Below are 20,491 nucleotides of genomic sequence, written 5' to 3'. Positions count from 1 at the left end.
ATTTTATAACGGGAGGATATTAATATGGGTTTGACACACAACTCATCCAAAATGAGTTCTTTAAAAGACATGTTTGATATAGACAACAAAGAAGACCAGTTTGTAATTGCATTGGCTGGTAATCCAAATACAGGTAAAAGTACTGTATTTAATCATCTTACAGGGCTAAAACAGCATACTGGAAATTGGCCAGGGAAAACTGTAGCAACAGCTCGTGGTAATTTTAAACATAAAAATGCTGAGTATGCATTGATAGATTTACCAGGAACATATTCTCTATTTGCTTTGTCACAGGAAGAAATTGTGGCTCGCGATTTTATATGCTTTGGTAATCCAGATGCAGTAATAGTAGTATGTGATGCTACATGTCTTGAAAGAAATTTAAATTTGGTGTTTCAAGTTATGGAACTTACAGATAAAGTTATTTTATGTATAAATTTAATAGATGAAGCTAAGAAAAAAGGAATTACTATAAATACAAAACTTTTAGAAGACTCTCTTGGTATTCCAGTTATTTTAACTGCTGCAAGAAGCGGTTCTGGTATGAATGAACTGTTAGATACTTTAAATGATGTATCTTTTGATAAATACAAGTTCAATAATAAACCTGTGAAATATAGTGAAAATATAGAAGATATAGTAAAATCAGTTCAGCCAGAATTGGATAATATCATTCCAAACATAAATTCTAGATGGTTAGGTCTTAGACTTATTGATGGTGATGAAAGTATCTTTGAATCTATGAGCAACTATATAGATAAAGATTCAATAGATGCTATTAATGAAGTAAAGAAAAAAATCCCAACTGATATAAATAAACAGAAAATCAGAGATGAATTTACTAAGATTAACTATGATTATGCTAAAAAATTAAGCGAGGAATGTTCTTCTAACATTCCTAAAAAATCAACTGATAGAGAAGAAAAAGTAGATAAAATATTAACATCTAAAATATTTGGACTTCCAATAATGCTTTTATTATTAGGTACTATATTGTGGATTACTATACAAGGCGCTAACTATCCATCCTCTTTACTGTCTAATTTACTCCTTGGATTTGAGCCAAGTATTTCAAGTATATTAAATAGTATTAACTGTCCATCATGGTTAAATGATATGTTGGTTTTAGGATTATACAGAACTTTAGCATGGGTAATTTCTGTAATGCTACCTCCTATGGCAATATTTTTCCCATTATTTACATTACTTGAGGATTTTGGATATTTGCCAAGAGTTGCATTTAACTTAGACCATCTATTTAAAAAAGCTTGTGCACATGGTAAACAATGTTTGACTATGTGTATGGGATTTGGATGTAATGCAGCTGGAGTCATTGGTTGTAGAATAATTGACTCTCCAAGGGAAAGACTTATCGCTATACTTACAAATAATTTTGTACCTTGTAATGGTCGTTTTCCTACTCTAATAGCTATATCTACAATATTTTTTAGCTCAGTTATAACTAGTTCTTTTGTATCAAGTATAGCAACTGCATTTTGTATAACTTTATTGATAATTCTAGGTGTTATAATAACATTGTTAGTCTCTTATACTCTTTCTAAGACATTATTAAAAGGAGTTCCATCTACATTTACATTAGAACTTCCCCCTTATAGAGTTCCTCAAATAGGAAGAACTTTATATACTTCCATAATAGATAGGACAATATTTGTTTTAGGAAGAGCTGTAATGGTAGCCATACCTGCTGGTGTAATAACTTGGATATTTGCAAATATCTATATAGGAGATTTAAGCATATTATCACATGTTGCAAACTTTTTAGACCCTTTAGCTAAAGCAATTGGTCTTGATGGTTTTATATTGATGGCTTTTATTCTTGGATTCCCAGCAAATGAGATAGTTATACCTATACTTCTGATGGCTTACCTAGCAACTGGTTCTATGATAGAACTAGATAGCTTTAGTGCTTTAGGTCAAGTTCTTAGAGAGCATGGATGGACTTATTTGACAGCTTTAAATGTTATGTTGTTCAGTTTACTACACTGGCCTTGTGCAACAACACTTTTAACAATAAAAAGAGAAACTGGAAGTCTAAAATGGACTGCCTTAGGATTTTTGATGCCTACTGTACTTGCATTTGTTGTTTGTTTTTTAACAACTACCATTTACAATTTATTCATATAATCAGTATTTACTGACATTAAATTTACTTTATAAATACTATTTAAAACTTTATATACTTTATTATGAAATATAGAGATATGCTCAATGCTAAGTATAATTACTTAATATTTGAATATATCTCTTTTTAATTCTTATTTAGATATTTGAATTGAAATCTCAGTCATGTAATTATCTTCATTACTTTCGCAAAAAAAATCAAGTATACTCTCCTCATATGAATTTCCAACAATTTTGTATTTATTCTCATATATATACTTTTTCAATTTCTCATAAGATTTATATGAATCTTCATATTTTCCAATATGCTTTATACATGCATACATTCCCTTTGGCTTTATATATAATTTTTTATCTTTTATTTTTTTATCTATTTTCAAATAAAAACTTGCTATGCTTAAATAGTCTCCATTTCTTATATTCTCATTACTTACTATTGCTCCTAACTCATATCCTTGATACAAATTTTTTGATTTACAATAATTAGTAAAATCTATTAATTCCATCATAAAATCACTATTGCTTACACTGCTCAAATCGCTTGATAGGACTAAGTATTCCTCAGACCTTTCAGATATATAAATTTCTTCATTATTCATTTTAGAAATTCCTTCAACTGTTGTATTTATCCTATTTTGCATCTTAGAACTTATCTTTCTTAGTTTTTTTATTTTTTCCCTTATCTTTTTTTCTTCCTCTTGAAGCATTTTCACACAAAGTTGAGGACTTCTATTTTGTATATACGCTTTTATTTCCTCTAAACTCATTCCTATCTCTCTTAATGATTGTAATATGTCTAATGTATCATATTGATAGACTGAATAATATCTATAATTATTTTTGTCTTTATATTCTGGAGAAAAAATCCCCATTTTATCGTAAAAAATTAATGTCTGTTTAGATATTCCACACAACTTTGCAAATTCACCTGTAGTAAAATACTGTTTTTCCAAGGGCTATACACTCCTTTTCATTTTGTTGTCTATATAGTTACTATATTCTTTATTATTGGCTAAATCAAGTGATTCTTCTTCTGACATTTTATCTTGAAATCAAACTTATAAAAAAATTATTATTTAAATCATCAAGAATTCTTTTATTTTATGTTTAAATACTTCTTTTATTAGTGCTTGTATGATATTCGTGTTTATCTATTTATTGACATAGCTCCTTTTCTGTTTTTTGTATAAAAAAGAGATGCTTCAAATTTTTATTTTGAGGCATCTCCATTTAACTATTTATTACTATCTTCTTTTAATGTATGTAAATATTGAGTACCCCATTCACACAATGATGTTAAAACAGGCTCTAATGTTTTCCCTAATTCAGTTAAAGAATATTCAACTTTTGGTGGGATTTCTGGATATACATTTCTTTTTATTATTTGTTGTTCTTCTAACTCACGCAATTGTTCTGTTAGTGTTTTTGTTGTAATAGTACCTAGTTTACGTTGCAACTCATTAAAACGCAAAGTGTCTTCAAGATAAAGATTCCATAGAATTTGTAATTTCCATTTCCCACTCAACACATTAATACCTAGTGCCATTGGACACATCTCTTTTGGTGTAACTGCTTTTGCCATTAAATTTTATTTCCTTTCTATTGTAAGCAAGTATCAAAAAAGATACTTTATATCAAAAATGTATGTTCTTGTTCCTAATTTTTTTATATGCTACTCTTTTATTATAACAAGAATACAAATAGAGAGAAAGGATGATTTGTTATGATTATAGATAGTCATGAGCATTTAATGTTACCAATTAATTTACAACTAAAAAAGATGGAGAATGCAGGGATAGATAAAGTTATTTTATTTTGTACAGCACCACATCCTGAAAAAGCAAAAAATTATCAAGAATTAAAAACTGAGATGGAATCTTTATATAAAGTTCTAGCTGGTACTACTACAAAATATGATAATTTAATACGAATGAAAAAAAATATAGATGAAATTGTAAATGTGATAAAAAAATATCCAGATAAGTTTTATGGTTTTGGTTCTGTTCCTCTTGAGTTATCTTTAGAGGATACAGATAAATGGATTGAGGAACAAATTATTTACAATGGTCTTAAAGGTGTTGGTGAATTTACACCTGGTACAGATAAACAAATCCAAGAGTTAGAAGTTATATTTCAATCCTTAGAAAAATTCCCTAAGTTGCCTATTTGGGTCCATACATTCAACCCAGTTTCTATGAATGGAATAAATATACTTATGGATTTAACAAAGAAATATCCAAAAGTGCCTGTTATTTTTGGTCATATGGGAGGATATCACTGGATGAAAGTCATTGACTTTGCAAAATCTGTTCCAAATGCTTATATAGATTTATCAGCATCTTTTTCTACTTTAGCTTTAAAGATGGCAATATCTGAATTACCAGACAAATGTCTATTCAGTTCTGATGCTCCTTATGGAGAACCTCTTTTAAATATACAAACACTAGAATATTTGTGCCCCTCTGAAAAAATAAAATCAAAAATACTTGGTGAAAATATTATGAGAATACTAAATGAGGTTAAAAACTAATGGAACAAAAAAAGATTAAGTTTCAATATTTATTACAAAATTGCTTAATGATAGATGTTTATTATATAAAAAAATAAATCAAGAACTGCTTGATACTGCTTATCTATTCACATATATGTATTATTATAAGATATATTGACATTTTATAATAATACGTATATAATGAATCTGAATTCAAATTCATTATGACTGGAGTGATTTTATGAAAAACTCAGATTCTAGTAAAATAGATAATAAAAAAGTTTTAAAAAGAAAAGCTATACTTGATGCAGCTGTAAAAGTCTTTTCTGAAAAAGGATATATTGATTCTTCTATAAAAAATATTACTGATGAAGCCTCTGTATCTGTAGGTTCTTTTTATTCTTACTTCAATAATAAAGAAGAAATATTAGAGCAAATATATGAAGATATTTTGGATATGAGTCTAAGAATCGCCTCTAATGTTTCTATAGGTACAAATGATAGTTCCTTTAAAAAATTCACCTTAGCTATGACCTGTGCTATTTGGACATATGTAAGAAATAAGAAGTTGTCAAGAATACTATTTGTAAAATCTACTGGCGTTAATGAAATGTTTGAGAAGAAACGCTGGGAGATATTAGATAAAACAAATATTTATTTAAAAAATGTATTAAAACATCTAAATGAAGTTCATTTCGCTGATATAAATAACATTGATGTCACTTCAGTACTACTTACTCATAGTATATTTGGCGTTATAACTTACTGGCTTGATGAAAAATTTACAAATAATTTGGAAGATGTTATATTTTCTTTGTGCACTTATCATCTCAGAGCTTTGAATATTGATTTCACAGATGATGAAGTAAATCAATATATCAATCAAGTTCTTACATCGGATTATGAAACTCTTCTTAAGTAAAACAAAAAATAATTGTCTGAAAGTTGTGCAAGGTGCAACTTAATTTAGATTCAAAATAGTGTTGTTAATTCCTTTATCTATAGCAGTCAATAGTTTTATTAAACCTAAGGGGGTATTTATAATGAAAGAATATCGAACAAATGAAATTTATGGTGACCTTTATGAAAATAAAGGAAAACCGCTAGTTATTATACTAGGAGGTAGTAGACCAGGACTTCCAATAGTTGGTGATAATTTACTAAATTATTTAAAATCTAATTATAATGTTTTATTACTTGCATACTTTGGTGCTGGTAATCTTCCTAAAACCTTAGAAAGAGTTCCAATAGAGTATTTTACAAAAGCTATTAATTCCATTGTAAAACTACTTAAATTGAATAATAATCAAGTAGTTATTATTGGTAATTCCAAAGGAGGAGAAGCTGCTTTATTATTGTCAAATTATTTTGAATCAGCAATTACTATTGCATGTGTCCCTGGATGTTATATATTTCAAGGTCTACCAATTAATTCTTTTAGTATGACGCATCCAAAATCATCCTGGTCATTAAATAATATTGAAATTCCATATATTAAATTTTATTATGATGAAGATGTTATAAAAGATGCAGAAAACAATATTTATTCTACTTGTTATGAAAAATCTATAGAATATAATTTTAATAAAGATGCATTAATCCGTATTGAACAATATAATGGAAAAATATTATTACTTTCTGCTGAAAATGATAGATATTGGCCAAGTAAAAAAATGAGTTCTAATCTAATTGAAAATAGTACAAAAAAAGATAATATTAAACATATTGTCTTAGACTTAGAGGGACATTATTTTTTAGAATATGATGAGTCAATTCAAAATATAATTTCTTTTTTAGAGAAAAATAGCCAATCTTTGGTCTAAAAATTTAGATACAATAACTGTTTGTTATTTATTTTTTATCACCTTATAGTGCTAAATTATCAAACACTTTACTAAATTTTTAATTATACACTTTGTTGCGTACTAAAAAAGGTAGCAACTATTTATAGGTTCTACCTTTATGTACTCAATATTGTTCTTAGTTTTGATTATATCAATAGTTTCAATCATTATAATTAAATGCATAAAATTTCTTTAAGACTACAGTAAATAAACATAAATTACAAATTTGATTAGTATCAATTCTCTACTTTTAAAATATCTAATATTTCACTTGCTATTTGTGGCTTTCCAAAAAAATATCCTTGTATGTAATCTGGTTTCATCTGTTTAACTAAATCATACTCTTCTTTTGTTTCTACTCCTTCTAAACATACTTTTATTCCCACATCGTGACAAATTGCAACAATAAAATGTATAAATGTAGCATCAAACTTACTTTTTAATATATCTTTAACAAATACCCTATCAATTTTCACTATATCTATTGGTGCAAATTTTAAAACTTCTAAGGATGAATACCCTGTACCAAAATCATCCATAGCAATACGAATTCCTAATTCTTGTAAAACCTTAAACTTATATTGTAAAATATTCATATTTTGTACTGTATGGCTTTCAGTTAATTCTAAAACAAGATTTTGATAAGGAAAATTTTCTTCATCTATAATTTTTATTATATCTTCAATAAATGTATCCTCTAATACTTGAACAGCTGAAATATTTACACTTACTGTAAAAAATGGATAATCAACAATCCACTCTCTACAAGTACATAATGCCCTCCGAAGTACCCATGCTCCCACAGTATTTATCATATCATTTTCTTCTAAAATTGGAATAAATTCTAAAGGAGAAATCGCTTTACCTTCACTATTAGTCCATCTTAAAAGTACTTCTACTCCTATTATCTTATGGCTTTGTGTATCTACTTGTGGCTGAAATCTCAGACCAAATCCCCGAAAATTATCATTGATTGATGCTTTCAACTCCCACATCATTGCTAAGGAATACATTTTATTTTTCAATATTTTTTCAGAGAAAAAAACAATTCTATTCTTGCCATGTTCTTTAGCATACTGCAAAGAATAGCTGGCATATTTACTAAGTTCTTTTACTGTATCCCCATGTTTTGGATATATAGTGCATCCAGCAGAAATTGTTATATTTAATCCATATTTTCTCCACAAGTGAAGATGTATAATTAAATTTTGTATTTGCTCATATAAAAGTTGAATCTCTTTTTCTTCAACATTATCAACGAGAATTCCCATTTCATCACCATCAAGTTTATAGAGTTCAGCATTACCTGGTAAAATAGATTGTATAGATTGTGCTAAAGTTTTTAGTATATTATCTCCAAAATCTCTATCATACATCTCATTAACATTTTTAAAATCATCAATATTCAATAATACTATACATAATTTTTCAATCATCGGATTTGAAAGTTTATCTTCAAACACACTCATAAATTCATAGTAATTCAATAACTGCGTTAATGGGTCAATCTTATTTTGTTTCCCCAACTGTGTCATTATTCCTGCAAAAATACTTGGTTCTCCAAACTCATCACGCATTAATTGCCCTCTACATCTTAACCAAATATATTCTCCACTGCGATTTTTAGCTCGAAATTCCACTGAATGATAATCCATATGATTTTTACCTATTTCCATATTCGACTTATAAAAACGATTCCAGTCTTCTGGATGTACAATACGCGTCCAATAAACAAGTGGGTTTTCCACAATTTCTCCTGGTAAATCAAATAGTTCAACTTGTGATGGTGAGTATCGAAATACTCCTGTTTTCATATTACAAATATATATATATTCATCTGTCCCTCTAATTAAAGCATCATAAAGTAATGTAGAATCATAATCAAATTTACCTCTTAATGCATTAAAATCTTCAAGATAATCTTTTTCTTCTTTGTTGTTTGTTATTTGATAAAATTCATCAATTTTACCTTCTTCATTTAAGCCTTTGGAATTTGTAATATCTATAGATTGGTGTATATGAACAACTGTACCATCTTGCCATGTAATTAAACTATCATAATTTTCAAAAACTCGATTTAATTTATTACATTTTTCATACCACTTTATTATTGTTCCTTTTTTATTATTCTTTAACAATTCTAAAACTTTACAAAAACTACATTGGATATTTTTTTCAGTATATAATACCTCCCAACAAACTTTTCCTTCTGGAGTTGAAATATTATATTCTTTTTTCATATTTTTATTCATGAAAATAATTTTATTAGTATGAATATCTGTAATATATATATTAATCTGTAGTTGATTTAATATAACCTCAAGATTATGTTTGTTCATATACTTCCCTCCTTCATCAGTGCTATTATTTATAATCACATTTCTAAAACTATTTTTATTACAGAGGATTTATTTGTCATTTATATATATATTAAATAGGTAATTTAATTAAAAAACTTTTGTTTCATATCTTAAATTATAGTTGATAAAAAAAAATACATCAATATCATATTATCAATTTGAAGGAGATTATTGTTATATAATACCTGTCATTCTTACATTAAATTCTGTTTCTGTTTTTATCTTGATAATATAAAGTAAAAAAATTTTTTTAGAAATAGCTGAAATTATTTTTATTATATATTGTAAACTCAAAATTATTATATTTAATAAATACAATAATTTTTTTACTTATATTTTATTATATTATAACAATTCATCTTTTATATAAACGTATTTATTTTATTGCTTTTATAAAAACATTATCTTAATATTTTTATAAAATAACTACTCTTCTAGCAAAATGATATAACATAAATAAAAATATATTTACTTAATTTCTATATAATTATTTGTCAATTTTTTATTTAAATGGTAAAATATCCATGGATGGTATCTTGTTATAAGAACTATACTTTAAATGTTTTTAATTATTTTATCTTATGTAACTCATATCTTCATGAATGAGATTGGAAATTAAGATGTTGTATCACAAAATGGAGGTGATACTATTAAAATAGGATTTATTGGTTCCGGAAAAGTTGGTACATCTTTAGCAAATTATTTTTTGTCAAAGAATTATTGTGTAACAGGTTTTTATGGAAGAAATCAATTATCTTTACTAGAATCAACAAATTTAACAAAAACAAAGATTTACAGTAACTTGAAAGACATTATTTATGAAAACGATATATTATTTATTACAACATCAGATGATTCTATTGAAATTATAGACAAAAAACTTTCCAAATTTAATTTAAAACATAAATACATTTGCCACACCAGTGGCTCTTTAAAATCTAGTATATTGTTCTGTTCAAAAAAAGCAGGTGCATTAATTTATTCTATCCATCCTATATTTGCATTTTCCAATAAAAATACTGATATAAAAAAAATGAAAAACATTTGTTTTTCCATAGAAGGTGATAATGAGAAAGATGATTTATTTATTCCAAATTTTGTAGATGGCTTAGGAAATCAATTTTTTATAAGAGATAAAAATACTTCATCCACTTATCATTTAGCTAATGTTTTAGTTTCAAATTTAGTATTATCTCTACTAGATGTAGGAGTAAGCTACTTTATCAAATTAGGTTTATCTGAAGAAGAAGCTTTAAAAGCTATAAATCCTTTAGTCAAAATAAACATAGAAAATATACTTGACAATGGATTTGCTAAAGCTCTTACTGGTCCTATTGTTCGTGGAGATATAACACCAGTAAAAAAACATTTATCAGCATTAGATAAAAAAGATGAAGCTATTTACAAAATGCTATCCTTAAATTTACTAAAAATAATAGCCTTAGAAAATGAAAATTCATTAAAATGTACAAAAAGTATTTCTACAGAAAACGCAGTCGAAAATCTAATAAGTAAATCCGAAAAATACAAAGAGATTTATAAAATTTTAGGAGGAAAAAACGATGAAAAATACTATACTAACTTTTAAGAATGCTAAAAATAAAGGTAAAAAACTATCTATGCTTACTGCTTATGATTACTCAATGGCAAAACTAATAGATGAATGTGATATAAATGGTATTCTAATAGGAGATTCATTGGGAATGGTTGTAAAAGGTGAAGAAAATACTCTATCTGTTACTATAGATGAAATTATATATCATACAAAAGCTGTTAAAAATGGTGCAAAAAATGCCTTAATAGTAAGTGATATGCCATTCCTATCTTACCATGTTTCTATCGAAGATGCTGTTAAAAACGCTGGTAGACTTGTAAAAGAAGGTGGTGCACATGCTATAAAGTTAGAAGGTGGCTCAAACGTTATAGAACAAATAAAGAGCATTGTAAATGCTCAAATACCTGTAATGGGTCATTTAGGACTAACTCCTCAATCTGTAAATTCATTTGGTGGCTTTAAAGTTCAAGGAAATACTAGTGAAACAGCAAAACAACTTATTGAAGATGCTAAATTAATAGAAAAAGCAGGAGCATTTTCTATCGTACTTGAAGGAGTTCCTGCTAAAATAGCTGAGATGGTAACTAATTCTATTTCAATTCCTACAATAGGAATAGGAGCTGGAATTAATTGTGATGGTCAAATTTTAGTTTATCAAGATATGTTGGGGATGTTTGGAGATTTTGTACCTAAATTTGTAAAGCAATATGCAAATATAGGAGATATAATGAAAGATTCAATTAAAAATTACATACTAGAAGTTGAAACTGGTGCATTTCCACAAGAAAAACATAGCTTTTCAATAAATGAATCTGAATTAGAAAAATTATACTAAGATTAAGGATGGTACAAAATGCTTATAAAAGAAATAAAACCACTAAGAAATATAATTAAAGATTGGCAAAAAGCTGGCTATTCTATAGGTCTTGTTCCTACCATGGGATTTTTACATGAAGGGCATCAAAGCCTTATTAAAAAAGCTGTAAAAGAAAATGATAAAGTAGTAGTAAGTGTGTTTGTAAACCCAACTCAATTTGGACCCAATGAAGATTTTAATAGCTATCCAAGAGATATAGAAAAAGACTTTAAATACTGTATGAACAGTGGTGCATCAATAGTTTTTAATCCATCGTCAGAAGAAATGTACTTAAAAGGCAATTGTACTACTATAAATGTGTCTGGATTTACAGATTTTCTTTGTGGATCTAAGAGACCAGTTCATTTTGGAGGTGTCTGTCTAGTTGTTTCAAAATTTTTAAATATAGTAACTCCTGATAAAGCCTATTTTGGAGAAAAAGATGCTCAACAATTAGCAGTAATTAAAAGGATGGTCAAGGATTTGAATATATATACAGAAATAATAGGCTGTCCTATAGTTCGTGAAAATGATGGTTTAGCAAAAAGCTCAAGAAATACATATCTTTCAAAAGAAGAAAGAAAATCAGCCTTAGTTTTAAATGAAAGCCTAAATTTAGCAAAAGAAGAATTGTCAAAAGGAAATATAGATGTAAAAAAAATAAAAGATTTAATAATATCTAAAATAAATTCTAACGATTTAGCAAAAATAGATTATGTTGAAATTGTAGATAGTGAGACATTACAACCTGTTGAGAAAATAGAAAGTTCTGTACTTGTAGCAATTGCTGTTTTCATAGGTAAAACTAGATTAATTGATAACTTTACATTTCAATTAAATATATAAACTATAATTTTATCAGTATAGATAATTAAAAATAATATTTTATAAAAAAAGATTTGAAAATTAGATTTGATTAAGATTATGATTAATTGTACTTATATAAGTGTGCTAATAGCACACTTATTTTTTTATGTAATTTATATTGTAAAACTTTGCCAAGTTAATTACATATGATTGAGTTTAAAAAATGGGTATTTCTTCTTTTAATATAAAAATTTATCCAGTTTTACGATTATAATATCCAGTTTTACATATCCACTTGTAAAATACATCTAAGCAATATATCATACTATATAGATTTATAAATGAAATAATATCTACTATTTACTGAATATTTTTATTTTTTTGTTTTTTAGGGGGATTGACTGTGTTTAAAGATAAAATCGATGAATGTGTTCATATAATGACTGCATATATTGCTAGCTTAAAAGAATACTATTCATTCATAGAAACTCAAATTGGTGATTTTATTAAAAGATATGGAGAAGAAATCGTAGAGTTATGTCTCCATAGAATAATGATTCTACTATGCGAATGTGGTTTGGCATAAAATTAAATATATTAAAGTGGGTAAGAAAAATCCTACATAAGATTATATTCTTACCCACTTTAATATATCAATCTTACAATTTATTCTTTACACAAGTTGCTATCTTAACTAGAATAAATAATACCCAATTATCATAGGCTTCAGTTCAATTTACGTACTTCGCCATTTCATTTATTCTGTTTGATTCCTCATTTTCAATAGATTGTGCATGTTCTTAATACAGTTCACAATACTTCATATTTTAATACTAGGTAACTTTACCATATCTTTTAATTTTAGCATATTTAAACCATTTATAAATTATGCTTTACTTATTCTTATTACCTATTTCACATCTTATTTGTATACATAAAATTATTCTTATTTTAATAACATTTTTTATTGATATTTTCATCATAAAATCTTTTATTTATCATTGTCTCTAAATTGTTTGCATACTTGATTTAATCCAATTGATACTCCCCAACATAGAATCCCTTGTAAAACAGAAGTTGGATTAAATCCCAACATCCAGACAGAAAACACTACTCCAAATACAAGTAATATAATAGGAATATGCTTATCACTTAATTTTTTATATTTTTTAAATCCCATACCTAAGACATTAAGTGCAACTATTAAAATTAACAATTGTTGTGGTATAAAACTTATTAAACTATCCATATATTATCCTCCTTAAAATATTTTTTTCTAATAAACTTATAATTCTTCTTTCAACAAATCACTTAAGCATATTCTAAGAGAATTTAAGTTACACTCATATAAGGCTTTTATTTTTTCTTTATTTTTTGCTTATAATACCTTTAATTCGTCAATTTGTCCCCTATATTTAATTATGCTTGCTTCATATTTATTCAAATTTTCTTATAAAAGTTCTTGTTTTGCAAAAAACATTTGTTTCGTATTACTCTAACAAGTGACTTTACAAAAACATAGAAAATGAATATATTATAAAATCATGCTATAATTATTACAAGAAATAGGTAAATAAATCATAATTTTTTTAATGAAGGTAGAATAAATATGAAAAAAAAAAATCTAATAAAGTACTTATTGGTAACCATAGGAATCACAATAGTTGTATATATTGTAATAACAACAAGTAGCATCTTGAATTATAGTAAATTAGATGAGAAAAAACTAACAGATGTTGTAATTGTGCTTGGTGCTGGTACTTCAGATGGAAAAGTATCACCAGTTTTCCAAGAACGCATAAATCATGGAATATGGCTTTATCAAAATGGCTATTCTGATAAATTAATTTTTACAGGAGGTATTGGACATAGAAATAGAGAGTCTGATGCCTCTATTGCAAAACAATATGCAATAAATCATAGAATACCAAAAGAATCCATATTAATTGAAGAAGAATCAAATATAACACAAGAAAATATTAAAAATGCCAAATTAATAATGGATGAAAATTCATATCATACAGCTATTATTGTAAGTGACCCCTTTCATATGAAAAGAGCCATGCTAATGGCAAATGATTATAAAATAGAAGCTTATAGTTCTCCAACACCTACAACAAGATATATGAGTTTAAAGAGCAAGCTACCATTTTTAGCAAGAGAGGAGTTTTTTTATATAGGATATAGAATGAAATTTTCAATAAAGTATTATTCGTACATCTAATAAAAATTTTAATAAAGTAAATTTTTTAACTATCATTAAGTAAAAAATATTGATATTAATAGTAATGGAATTTAGTTAATTTATCCCTAATACACATAAATTTAAATATTACGAATAAAGTATTATAAATAAGATACTTTCTAAAGGGAGGAAATTATGATAGATAATCAAAAGTATGCTATTTTATCACTAGAATTACATTTATTTTTTGCAAGAATTATGAAAGAACATTCTCTTTTTCTAGAGGCAGGATTTACACATAAAGATTATAATCTTGCTATGGAAGCTGACCACTATAAAAAGCAATTTGAAGATTTATTATCATATACTGTTAGTGCTAGTAATGGTATAATTAGACCTGATATATTGTATTCAGAAGAAATTGTAACCACTCTCACATTGAATGCAGAACAAAAAACGGAAGAACTTACAGGAATAGAAATAAATCAAAACTTAACTACAAGAGAATTAAATCTACAAAGTGGTGTAAATCCACAAATTGGTCAAGATTTAGTAGACTATGTAGCTCAGCTTAACTCTGATGCAATAAGGTTACTTGATGGGCTTATTGACTTAAAAGAAAGAGTTTTAGATGGAGTACTATCATGTACCTTGTTTACTTCAAACTATCCACTACTTATTGAACATATAATACATGAAGCAAACTTGTATCGTTCCTATGTAATTGACCTTGAAAATAAAGTAGATATTGATTTGAAAAATTTTAAAGAAATAGAACTATTTTGGGACCATATTATGATGGAGCATGCACTATTTATGAGAGGATTACTCGATCCCTCTGAAAGCGAACTAATAAATACTGCAAATGAATTTTCCATAAAATTCCAAGAATTAATTGAAAAAACAAATGAAATGACTGATACTGATGTAGCAAATATTACAGAGGAAACACTAAATGAAACTGTTGAATTTAAGGATTTTAAAGAGGCAGGAACATCAGGAATAGAAGAATGTAAGATAAAATCTATAATATTACCACTTTTGGCAGACCATGTATTAAGGGAGGCCAACCACTATATTAGAATATTGGAAAGTTATAAAAATATGTAATTAAAATTTCTTTTAATCTCTATGTATTTCAATCAAAATAAAGGTACACATAAGTCGTACCTTTATTTTTTTATATTCTATATAATTCAAAACACTTATTTTTAAAAGAACTAATTATCCATGATTAATAACTTTATTTTTAATAAATGTAAGACTAAAAATATCCATAAGTATATTTTTGTAAGTATATCTCTCCATCTAGTGATTTATCGAAATTTTAATAGTAAATCTTATCCTAAAGAAATATTTATGTTATAACTATATTATAACTACATTGATAATTTGTAGTTATAATCTTAAAACTTAAATATGGGAGTGATTTTAGTATGACAAGACAAACACCATTAGAAAAACGATATGATAAGTTAGGACCACATATCGTTAAATCTCTTAAAAAACGTTACTTTGATGCTTATTACTGTAAAACTAAGAATGATGCTTTACAACAAATTTTAGATTTGATTCCTCAAAATCATGTAGTATCATGGGGAGGTTCTGAAACTCTTAAAGAAATAGGAGTACAAATTGCTATTAGAGATAAAGGATTAAAAGTCATTGATAGAGATTTAGCAAAAACTCCAGAAGAAAGAACAGAAATTATGCGTCAAGCGCTTCTATGTGATACTTTTTTAATGAGTAGTAACGCAATTAGTGAAGATGGACAACTCTTCAATATCGATGGAAACGGAAATCGTGTAGCTGCAATGATATATGGCCCAAAAAGTGTTATAGTTGTAGCTGGTATGAATAAAATTGTTAAAAATATTGATGATGCAATACAAAGAGCTAGAACAATTGCCGCACCAGCAGTTGTACAACGTTTTCAGGATGTAAACACTCCTTGTTATATCAATGGAAGTTGTATAGATTGCACAAGTCCTGAAAGTAGCTGTGCATATATGGTAACTACAAGAATCAGTCGTCCAGCAAACAAGATAAAGGTAATCTTAGTAGGAGAAAATCTTGGTCTATAAAATATACATATATTTTATCAACACTATAAAGAATTAAATAACTTACTTATAAAAGTGGTAGAAGAAAATTCTTTCATAAAGCTTTCATTCTACCACCTTCATACTCCATTAAAACTTTTACATCTATTTTTTAATTTAACTTATTTACATGCTCTTAATTTTAGGAATTAAAATATCTACACCCTTTATTTGTGCTTCAACAATATATAAGCTTTGAACTGTATTTCCTATAAAAACCTCATTGACACACTGCTCTTTCATATTCTCAATCTGTTTCTCGATTCCATCTTTATATTTTTTCAGTAAAAGCTTTCTCTTTTCTAATAAGATTATACTTCTATCTTTTTCTAATACCTCAATAAAAAACACTGCTATTGAAAATGGAGTTATATCATAGTCAAAATTACAAATGAAGCTTTCTATAGTATCTAATAATTCTTGTTTTCCCTTTTCTGTAATACTATAAACAGTTTTATCTGGCATATTACCAGTTTTCTCAATACATCCAGCTATAAATTCTTTTTTTTCAGCACTTTTAATTGTTGCATATACAGTTGAATCTGCAATATTATACCAACTCTTCACATTTAATTTAGAAAGTAGCTTAGTTAACTCATATGCATTTACTGGTTTTTCTTGGATAATTCCTAAAAGAATAGTCATTGTTTTTGAAAGCAAATCTATTTCCTCCTTGACACTATTATGTATATATAGTACTCTATATATAGAGTACTATATTCTTACATTATCATTTTATCATTAAACATACTAAAAAAAAAGAGTACTTCAACTAAAATAAGTTTTGGGGAGGTTCAAGACTATGAATTGTAACTTGCTTAATCTTTCATGGGAAGATATTTTAAATTTAGACAAAGAAAAATTGGTAGTATTTATTGGAATAGCACCAATAGAGGAACATGGTAAACATCTGCCAATAGGTGTAGATATTTATGAAACAGAAGCATGGATTAATCTTGCTATTGAAAAACTAGATTTGCTTCTACCTAATTATTATTATGGGAAACTCCCCATAATACCTCTTGGTTTTGCAGATATGGGAACTTTCCCAGGTAATATTCATGCTAGCCGAGAATTGATTTACAAAATAACTTATAGTACATTAGAAAACATCATTAAGTGGGGTGTTACAAACATCATCGTTATATCTGGCCATGCTGACCCACTACATACAATTACTATAGAACAAGCTTGTGAATCAATCAACAAAGAGCATGATGTAGTTTCAATTGCACCTATGGGTTCAATTTTTAGTTCTGAGCAAAAAGAAATAGCTAGAAATTTTCCTCATTTTGTTGAAGATAAAATCAGACTATTCCCAAATGATTTTCATGCGGGATGGATTGAAACATCAAACATGTTAGCACTGTATCCTGAATTAGTAAATGATAATTATCAAAAACGACCTGATATATCTATTAAAGATAAGGAAATGATGAATACTCAAAAAGTTATTGACACAATCAAAAATGAGGGTCATATTGGATTTCCTAAAGAAGCCAGCAAAGAATTAGGAATTGAATTAAATAATAATGTTGGCGAACAAATCTGTAAAGCTACACATAATTTTATTCTTCGTTCTAATTATGAAAAATATATGTACCATCCTTTATATCATATACCCAGTTTAAAACTTAAAATTTAAAACCTATACTTTAAAATTCATTGAAAATTTAGGACTTTATAATTATTTTTACAGTTCAAAGTTTATAAAATTATACAATTTATTTACAATATATAAAAACATTTACATAAAATATACTAGATATAAATAGAATATAAAATAGCACTTATAATCGATTATAAGTGCTATTTTATATTCTATTTATATTCAAACAATTAATTATTTTAATTTTCATAATTTTTTTGTTCTTCATCAAGTTGTTTATAATAATCTTTGTTGTAGTCAGCCAAATAGTCTGTACCACCTCCAGTAATTACATTTATCAATTTCATTAGAGATTTTTGAGTGATTTTACAAATATAATTATCCTCAGATTTAACAAGCTCTAATGTAAGATTAAATTCTTTTTTATTTGCAGAATCAATATCTTTCATAGTTGGATTTGGCATCATTTCTCCTAATTTAGGAGGATTCTTTTTTAGTATAGAAACCATATCAGTATTATTAAATTTCAGCTCTACAACAACTTTATCTTTATTCTTCTTAATATCTAAAACCTCCCAAGTCATATTTTTAGAATACATATTAAAACCTTCTTTATCTTCATATATTAAATTACCTAATCCTGATTTTGGGAAATACTTATCTATGTTATCTGAATCTTGTATTTTTATTGCATTAAACATGTTATCTACTTCATTTCTTATCTCATTGTTGTTGGCACATCCAGTTAATACCAATGCTAATATTGCAAACCCCATAATACATATAGTAAATTTCTTCATTAAATTATATCTCCCTATACATTATTTTACACAAATATTATTCTCTTTTATATTTTTTGAAAAAGTAGTAGTAATTGCATTATGTGGACAAGCTTTTATACATTCACCACACCTTATACAATCTAAACTATTTACATCTTTATATACTGGCACATCAAGTTTACATTTTAATTGGCATACTTTACAATTCGTGCATTTATTTTTATCAATTTTAAATCTATATATTGAAACAGTATTAAAAAAACTGTAAATTGCACCTAATGGACAAATGTATCTACAAAATGGTCTATATACCATTATTGACACAAATAATATCAACATTAAAATACTCAGCTTCCAACTAAATAAGAATCCTATTGATTCTTTTAAATTCTCATTTCCTAAAATAAGTGGTATTCCTCCTAAAAGCGTCCCTGAAGGGCAAATCCATTTACAAAACCAAGGATTTCCACCTCCTGCTACATTTACAATAACAATTGGCAGAATAATTACAAATACTAATAAGACTATGTATTTTAGATATTTTAAATATTTATCACCATAAACTTTTTTTATCTTTGCTGGAAATGGTATTTTATATAATAAGTCTTGAATAAGTCCAAAAGGACAAAACCAACCACAAACAAATCTACCAAAAAAAGCCCCAAATGCCATTAAAAAACCAATAACATAAAATGAGAATTTGTATTCTCTGCTTGATAAAACTGCTTGTAGTGAACCTATTGGACATGCCCCAAGTGCACCTGGACATGAATAACAATTCAACCCAGGTACACATAATTTTTTACTTTCTCCTCCATATATAGTTCCTTCCAGAAAACCATTTACATATCCATTTGTTAATGCTATAAATGCAACTTGAGTAATAAGCCTTATATTATTATTTACCTTAAATAATAATTTCATATCTTTTCTCCTAACCAATACCAATACACTCAAGACAAATCATAATTGCTTTGGTTAATACTATATTTGTTTCTCCACGATATTCACCAAATAGAATAAATAAAATACTAACTACAATAATAGAAATGCCTTTTTTATTATCTTTAATAAAGTTACTCATTATTTTTTACCAATTTCAATCTTTCATCTATAATTGCTTTCCACTCTTCTTTACTATTTGCCCCTGTAATTTTCTCACCTACAAGCCTTCCTTTCTTGTCTACAAAATATGTTGTTGGAAACTCTATAATTCTCTTAAAATTAGTCTTTTTAAGTTCTTCAGATACTGTTAATTGCTGATAAGTAGCACCTGATTTTTTCATAATATCTTTAACTAAATTTTTTTCTTCATCTGAAAGACCAGCTCTCATATCAGTCCCTTTAACTTCTACAATTAATCCTTTTACAGCTACTTTAGAATTACTAGCTTCATATTCTTTTGACAAAGTCTCAAGTTCTGGCATTTCACCTACACATGGTCCACACCAAGTAGTCCATACATTAATAAGTGTAATTTCTTTATCTGAAAATACATCTTTTGTTACCTTATTTCCATCGATATCTTTTGTTTCCAAATTAGTAAACCATTCATGATTCTCTTTACTCGTTTCTACTGACTTAGATTCCTTCTTACTACAACCAGAAAGTACACCTAAAACAAAGATACATCCTAAAACTAGTACATAAAACCTTTTCATAATTGACACCCCTAACATCTATATAGTACATAAGATAGCTGATTGAAATAAAAGTAACTTATCTTCTATAATAGAGTCATCATATTTAATAAATAAG

At 26.9% G+C, this 20,491-nt stretch carries 21 protein-coding genes; 12 read left to right on the top strand and 9 right to left on the bottom strand.

Features of this window, described 5'->3' with window-relative positions:
* Window positions 1-24 precede the first annotated feature (24 nt).
* Window positions 25-2,145: a ferrous iron transport protein B gene (gene feoB / locus ACTG47_RS07630; protein WP_479926689.1), complete on the top strand. Its 2,121-nt coding sequence runs from the start codon at window positions 25-27 to the stop codon at window positions 2,143-2,145.
* A 131-nt stretch (window positions 2,146-2,276) separates the two neighbouring features.
* Here feoB and ACTG47_RS07625 read toward each other — a convergent pair whose 3' ends face one another.
* Both ACTG47_RS07625 and ACTG47_RS07620 read right to left on the bottom strand, forming a co-directional pair.
* On the bottom strand, window positions 2,277-3,095 hold the full coding sequence (locus tag ACTG47_RS07625; RefSeq protein ID WP_479926688.1) for a MerR family transcriptional regulator: 819 nt from the start codon (window positions 3,093-3,095) through the stop codon (window positions 2,277-2,279).
* 281 nt (window positions 3,096-3,376) lie between these two features.
* On the bottom strand, window positions 3,377-3,724 hold the full coding sequence (locus ACTG47_RS07620) for a winged helix-turn-helix transcriptional regulator (protein WP_169470262.1): 348 nt from the start codon (window positions 3,722-3,724) through the stop codon (window positions 3,377-3,379).
* A gap of 141 nt (window positions 3,725-3,865) precedes the next feature.
* Here ACTG47_RS07620 and ACTG47_RS07615 point away from each other — a divergent pair, with 141 nt between their 5' ends.
* The 3 genes from ACTG47_RS07615 (at window position 3,866) to ACTG47_RS07605 (ending at window position 6,456) form a co-directional block, all read left to right on the top strand.
* A complete protein-coding gene (locus ACTG47_RS07615; protein ID WP_479926687.1) occupies window positions 3,866-4,672 on the top strand; it encodes an amidohydrolase family protein in 807 nt (268 codons plus the stop codon).
* A 202-nt stretch (window positions 4,673-4,874) separates the two neighbouring features.
* Window positions 4,875-5,555, top strand: coding sequence for a TetR/AcrR family transcriptional regulator (locus ACTG47_RS07610; protein ID WP_479926686.1), 681 nt, complete (start codon window positions 4,875-4,877; stop codon window positions 5,553-5,555).
* Window positions 5,556-5,676: 121 nt separating this feature from the next.
* Window positions 5,677-6,456 (top strand): acyl-CoA thioester hydrolase/BAAT C-terminal domain-containing protein, encoded by a 780-nt coding sequence (locus tag ACTG47_RS07605; protein WP_479926685.1) that lies wholly within the window; start codon window positions 5,677-5,679, stop codon window positions 6,454-6,456.
* Between the two features lie 257 nt (window positions 6,457-6,713).
* On the opposite strand, the gene ACTG47_RS07600 is transcribed toward ACTG47_RS07605, so the two are convergent.
* A complete protein-coding gene (locus tag ACTG47_RS07600) occupies window positions 6,714-8,816 on the bottom strand; it encodes an EAL domain-containing protein (RefSeq protein WP_479926684.1) in 2,103 nt (700 codons plus the stop codon).
* 670 nt (window positions 8,817-9,486) lie between these two features.
* On the opposite strand from ACTG47_RS07600, the gene ACTG47_RS07595 reads away from it, so the two are divergent.
* From ACTG47_RS07595 to ACTG47_RS07580, 4 genes are all read left to right on the top strand, one after another.
* Window positions 9,487-10,425, top strand: a complete 939-nt coding sequence (locus tag ACTG47_RS07595) for a Rossmann-like and DUF2520 domain-containing protein (protein WP_479927073.1) — start codon at window positions 9,487-9,489, stop codon at window positions 10,423-10,425.
* On the top strand, window positions 10,400-11,227 hold the full coding sequence (panB, locus tag ACTG47_RS07590) for a 3-methyl-2-oxobutanoate hydroxymethyltransferase (protein ID WP_479926683.1): 828 nt from the start codon (window positions 10,400-10,402) through the stop codon (window positions 11,225-11,227). Before ACTG47_RS07595 ends, panB begins: the two co-directional genes overlap by 26 nt.
* 18 nt (window positions 11,228-11,245) lie before the next feature.
* The gene (gene panC / locus ACTG47_RS07585; RefSeq protein ID WP_479926682.1) at window positions 11,246-12,094 is read left to right on the top strand and encodes a pantoate--beta-alanine ligase; all 849 of its coding nucleotides are present in this window, start codon (window positions 11,246-11,248) and stop codon (window positions 12,092-12,094) included.
* A gap of 358 nt (window positions 12,095-12,452) precedes the next feature.
* Entirely contained in the window at window positions 12,453-12,641 is a 189-nt protein-coding gene (locus ACTG47_RS07580) for a hypothetical protein (protein ID WP_207716306.1), read from the top strand.
* Window positions 12,642-13,046: 405 nt separating this feature from the next.
* Here the strand turns inward: ACTG47_RS07580 and ACTG47_RS07575 are convergent, their stop codons facing one another.
* Window positions 13,047-13,304, bottom strand: a complete 258-nt coding sequence (locus ACTG47_RS07575) for a phage holin family protein (RefSeq protein WP_169470269.1) — start codon at window positions 13,302-13,304, stop codon at window positions 13,047-13,049.
* Window positions 13,305-13,664: 360 nt separating this feature from the next.
* Here ACTG47_RS07575 and ACTG47_RS07570 point away from each other — a divergent pair, with 360 nt between their 5' ends.
* From ACTG47_RS07570 to ACTG47_RS07560, 3 genes are all read left to right on the top strand, one after another.
* Window positions 13,665-14,279 carry a YdcF family protein gene (locus ACTG47_RS07570; RefSeq protein ID WP_479926681.1) on the top strand — a complete coding sequence of 205 codons (615 nt, stop codon included), beginning with the start codon at window positions 13,665-13,667 and terminating at the stop codon, window positions 14,277-14,279.
* A gap of 156 nt (window positions 14,280-14,435) precedes the next feature.
* On the top strand, window positions 14,436-15,350 hold the full coding sequence (cotB, locus tag ACTG47_RS07565) for a spore coat protein CotB (RefSeq protein ID WP_479926680.1): 915 nt from the start codon (window positions 14,436-14,438) through the stop codon (window positions 15,348-15,350).
* 326 nt (window positions 15,351-15,676) lie between these two features.
* A complete protein-coding gene (locus ACTG47_RS07560; RefSeq protein ID WP_479926679.1) occupies window positions 15,677-16,324 on the top strand; it encodes a lactate utilization protein in 648 nt (215 codons plus the stop codon).
* A 144-nt stretch (window positions 16,325-16,468) separates the two neighbouring features.
* Here ACTG47_RS07560 and ACTG47_RS07555 read toward each other — a convergent pair whose 3' ends face one another.
* Window positions 16,469-17,002, bottom strand: a complete 534-nt coding sequence (locus ACTG47_RS07555; protein ID WP_479926678.1) for a PadR family transcriptional regulator — start codon at window positions 17,000-17,002, stop codon at window positions 16,469-16,471.
* A gap of 124 nt (window positions 17,003-17,126) precedes the next feature.
* On the opposite strand from ACTG47_RS07555, the gene ACTG47_RS07550 reads away from it, so the two are divergent.
* Complete coding sequence (locus ACTG47_RS07550; protein ID WP_479926677.1) at window positions 17,127-17,987, top strand: creatininase family protein; 861 nt, start codon at window positions 17,127-17,129, stop codon at window positions 17,985-17,987.
* Between the two features lie 203 nt (window positions 17,988-18,190).
* Here the strand turns inward: ACTG47_RS07550 and ACTG47_RS07545 are convergent, their stop codons facing one another.
* The 4 genes from ACTG47_RS07545 to ACTG47_RS07530 are packed head-to-tail and all read right to left on the bottom strand — an operon-like array spanning window position 18,191 to window position 20,394.
* Window positions 18,191-18,751: a hypothetical protein gene (locus ACTG47_RS07545; protein ID WP_479926676.1), complete on the bottom strand. Its 561-nt coding sequence runs from the start codon at window positions 18,749-18,751 to the stop codon at window positions 18,191-18,193.
* Window positions 18,752-18,772: 21 nt separating this feature from the next.
* A complete protein-coding gene (locus ACTG47_RS07540) occupies window positions 18,773-19,657 on the bottom strand; it encodes a 4Fe-4S binding protein (protein WP_479926675.1) in 885 nt (294 codons plus the stop codon).
* A gap of 10 nt (window positions 19,658-19,667) precedes the next feature.
* Window positions 19,668-19,817 carry a CD1871A family CXXC motif-containing protein gene (locus tag ACTG47_RS07535; RefSeq protein WP_479926674.1) on the bottom strand — a complete coding sequence of 50 codons (150 nt, stop codon included), beginning with the start codon at window positions 19,815-19,817 and terminating at the stop codon, window positions 19,668-19,670.
* Window positions 19,810-20,394 (bottom strand): TlpA family protein disulfide reductase, encoded by a 585-nt coding sequence (locus ACTG47_RS07530; protein WP_479926673.1) that lies wholly within the window; start codon window positions 20,392-20,394, stop codon window positions 19,810-19,812. The genes ACTG47_RS07535 and ACTG47_RS07530 overlap by 8 nt, the downstream gene beginning before the upstream one ends.
* Between the last annotated feature and the right edge of the window lie 97 nt (window positions 20,395-20,491).

This window comes from Clostridioides sp. LIBA-6622 (assembly GCF_056716095.1).
Note: the sequence above shows the minus strand (reverse complement) of the source record. Positions and strands in the feature narration are given on the sequence as shown.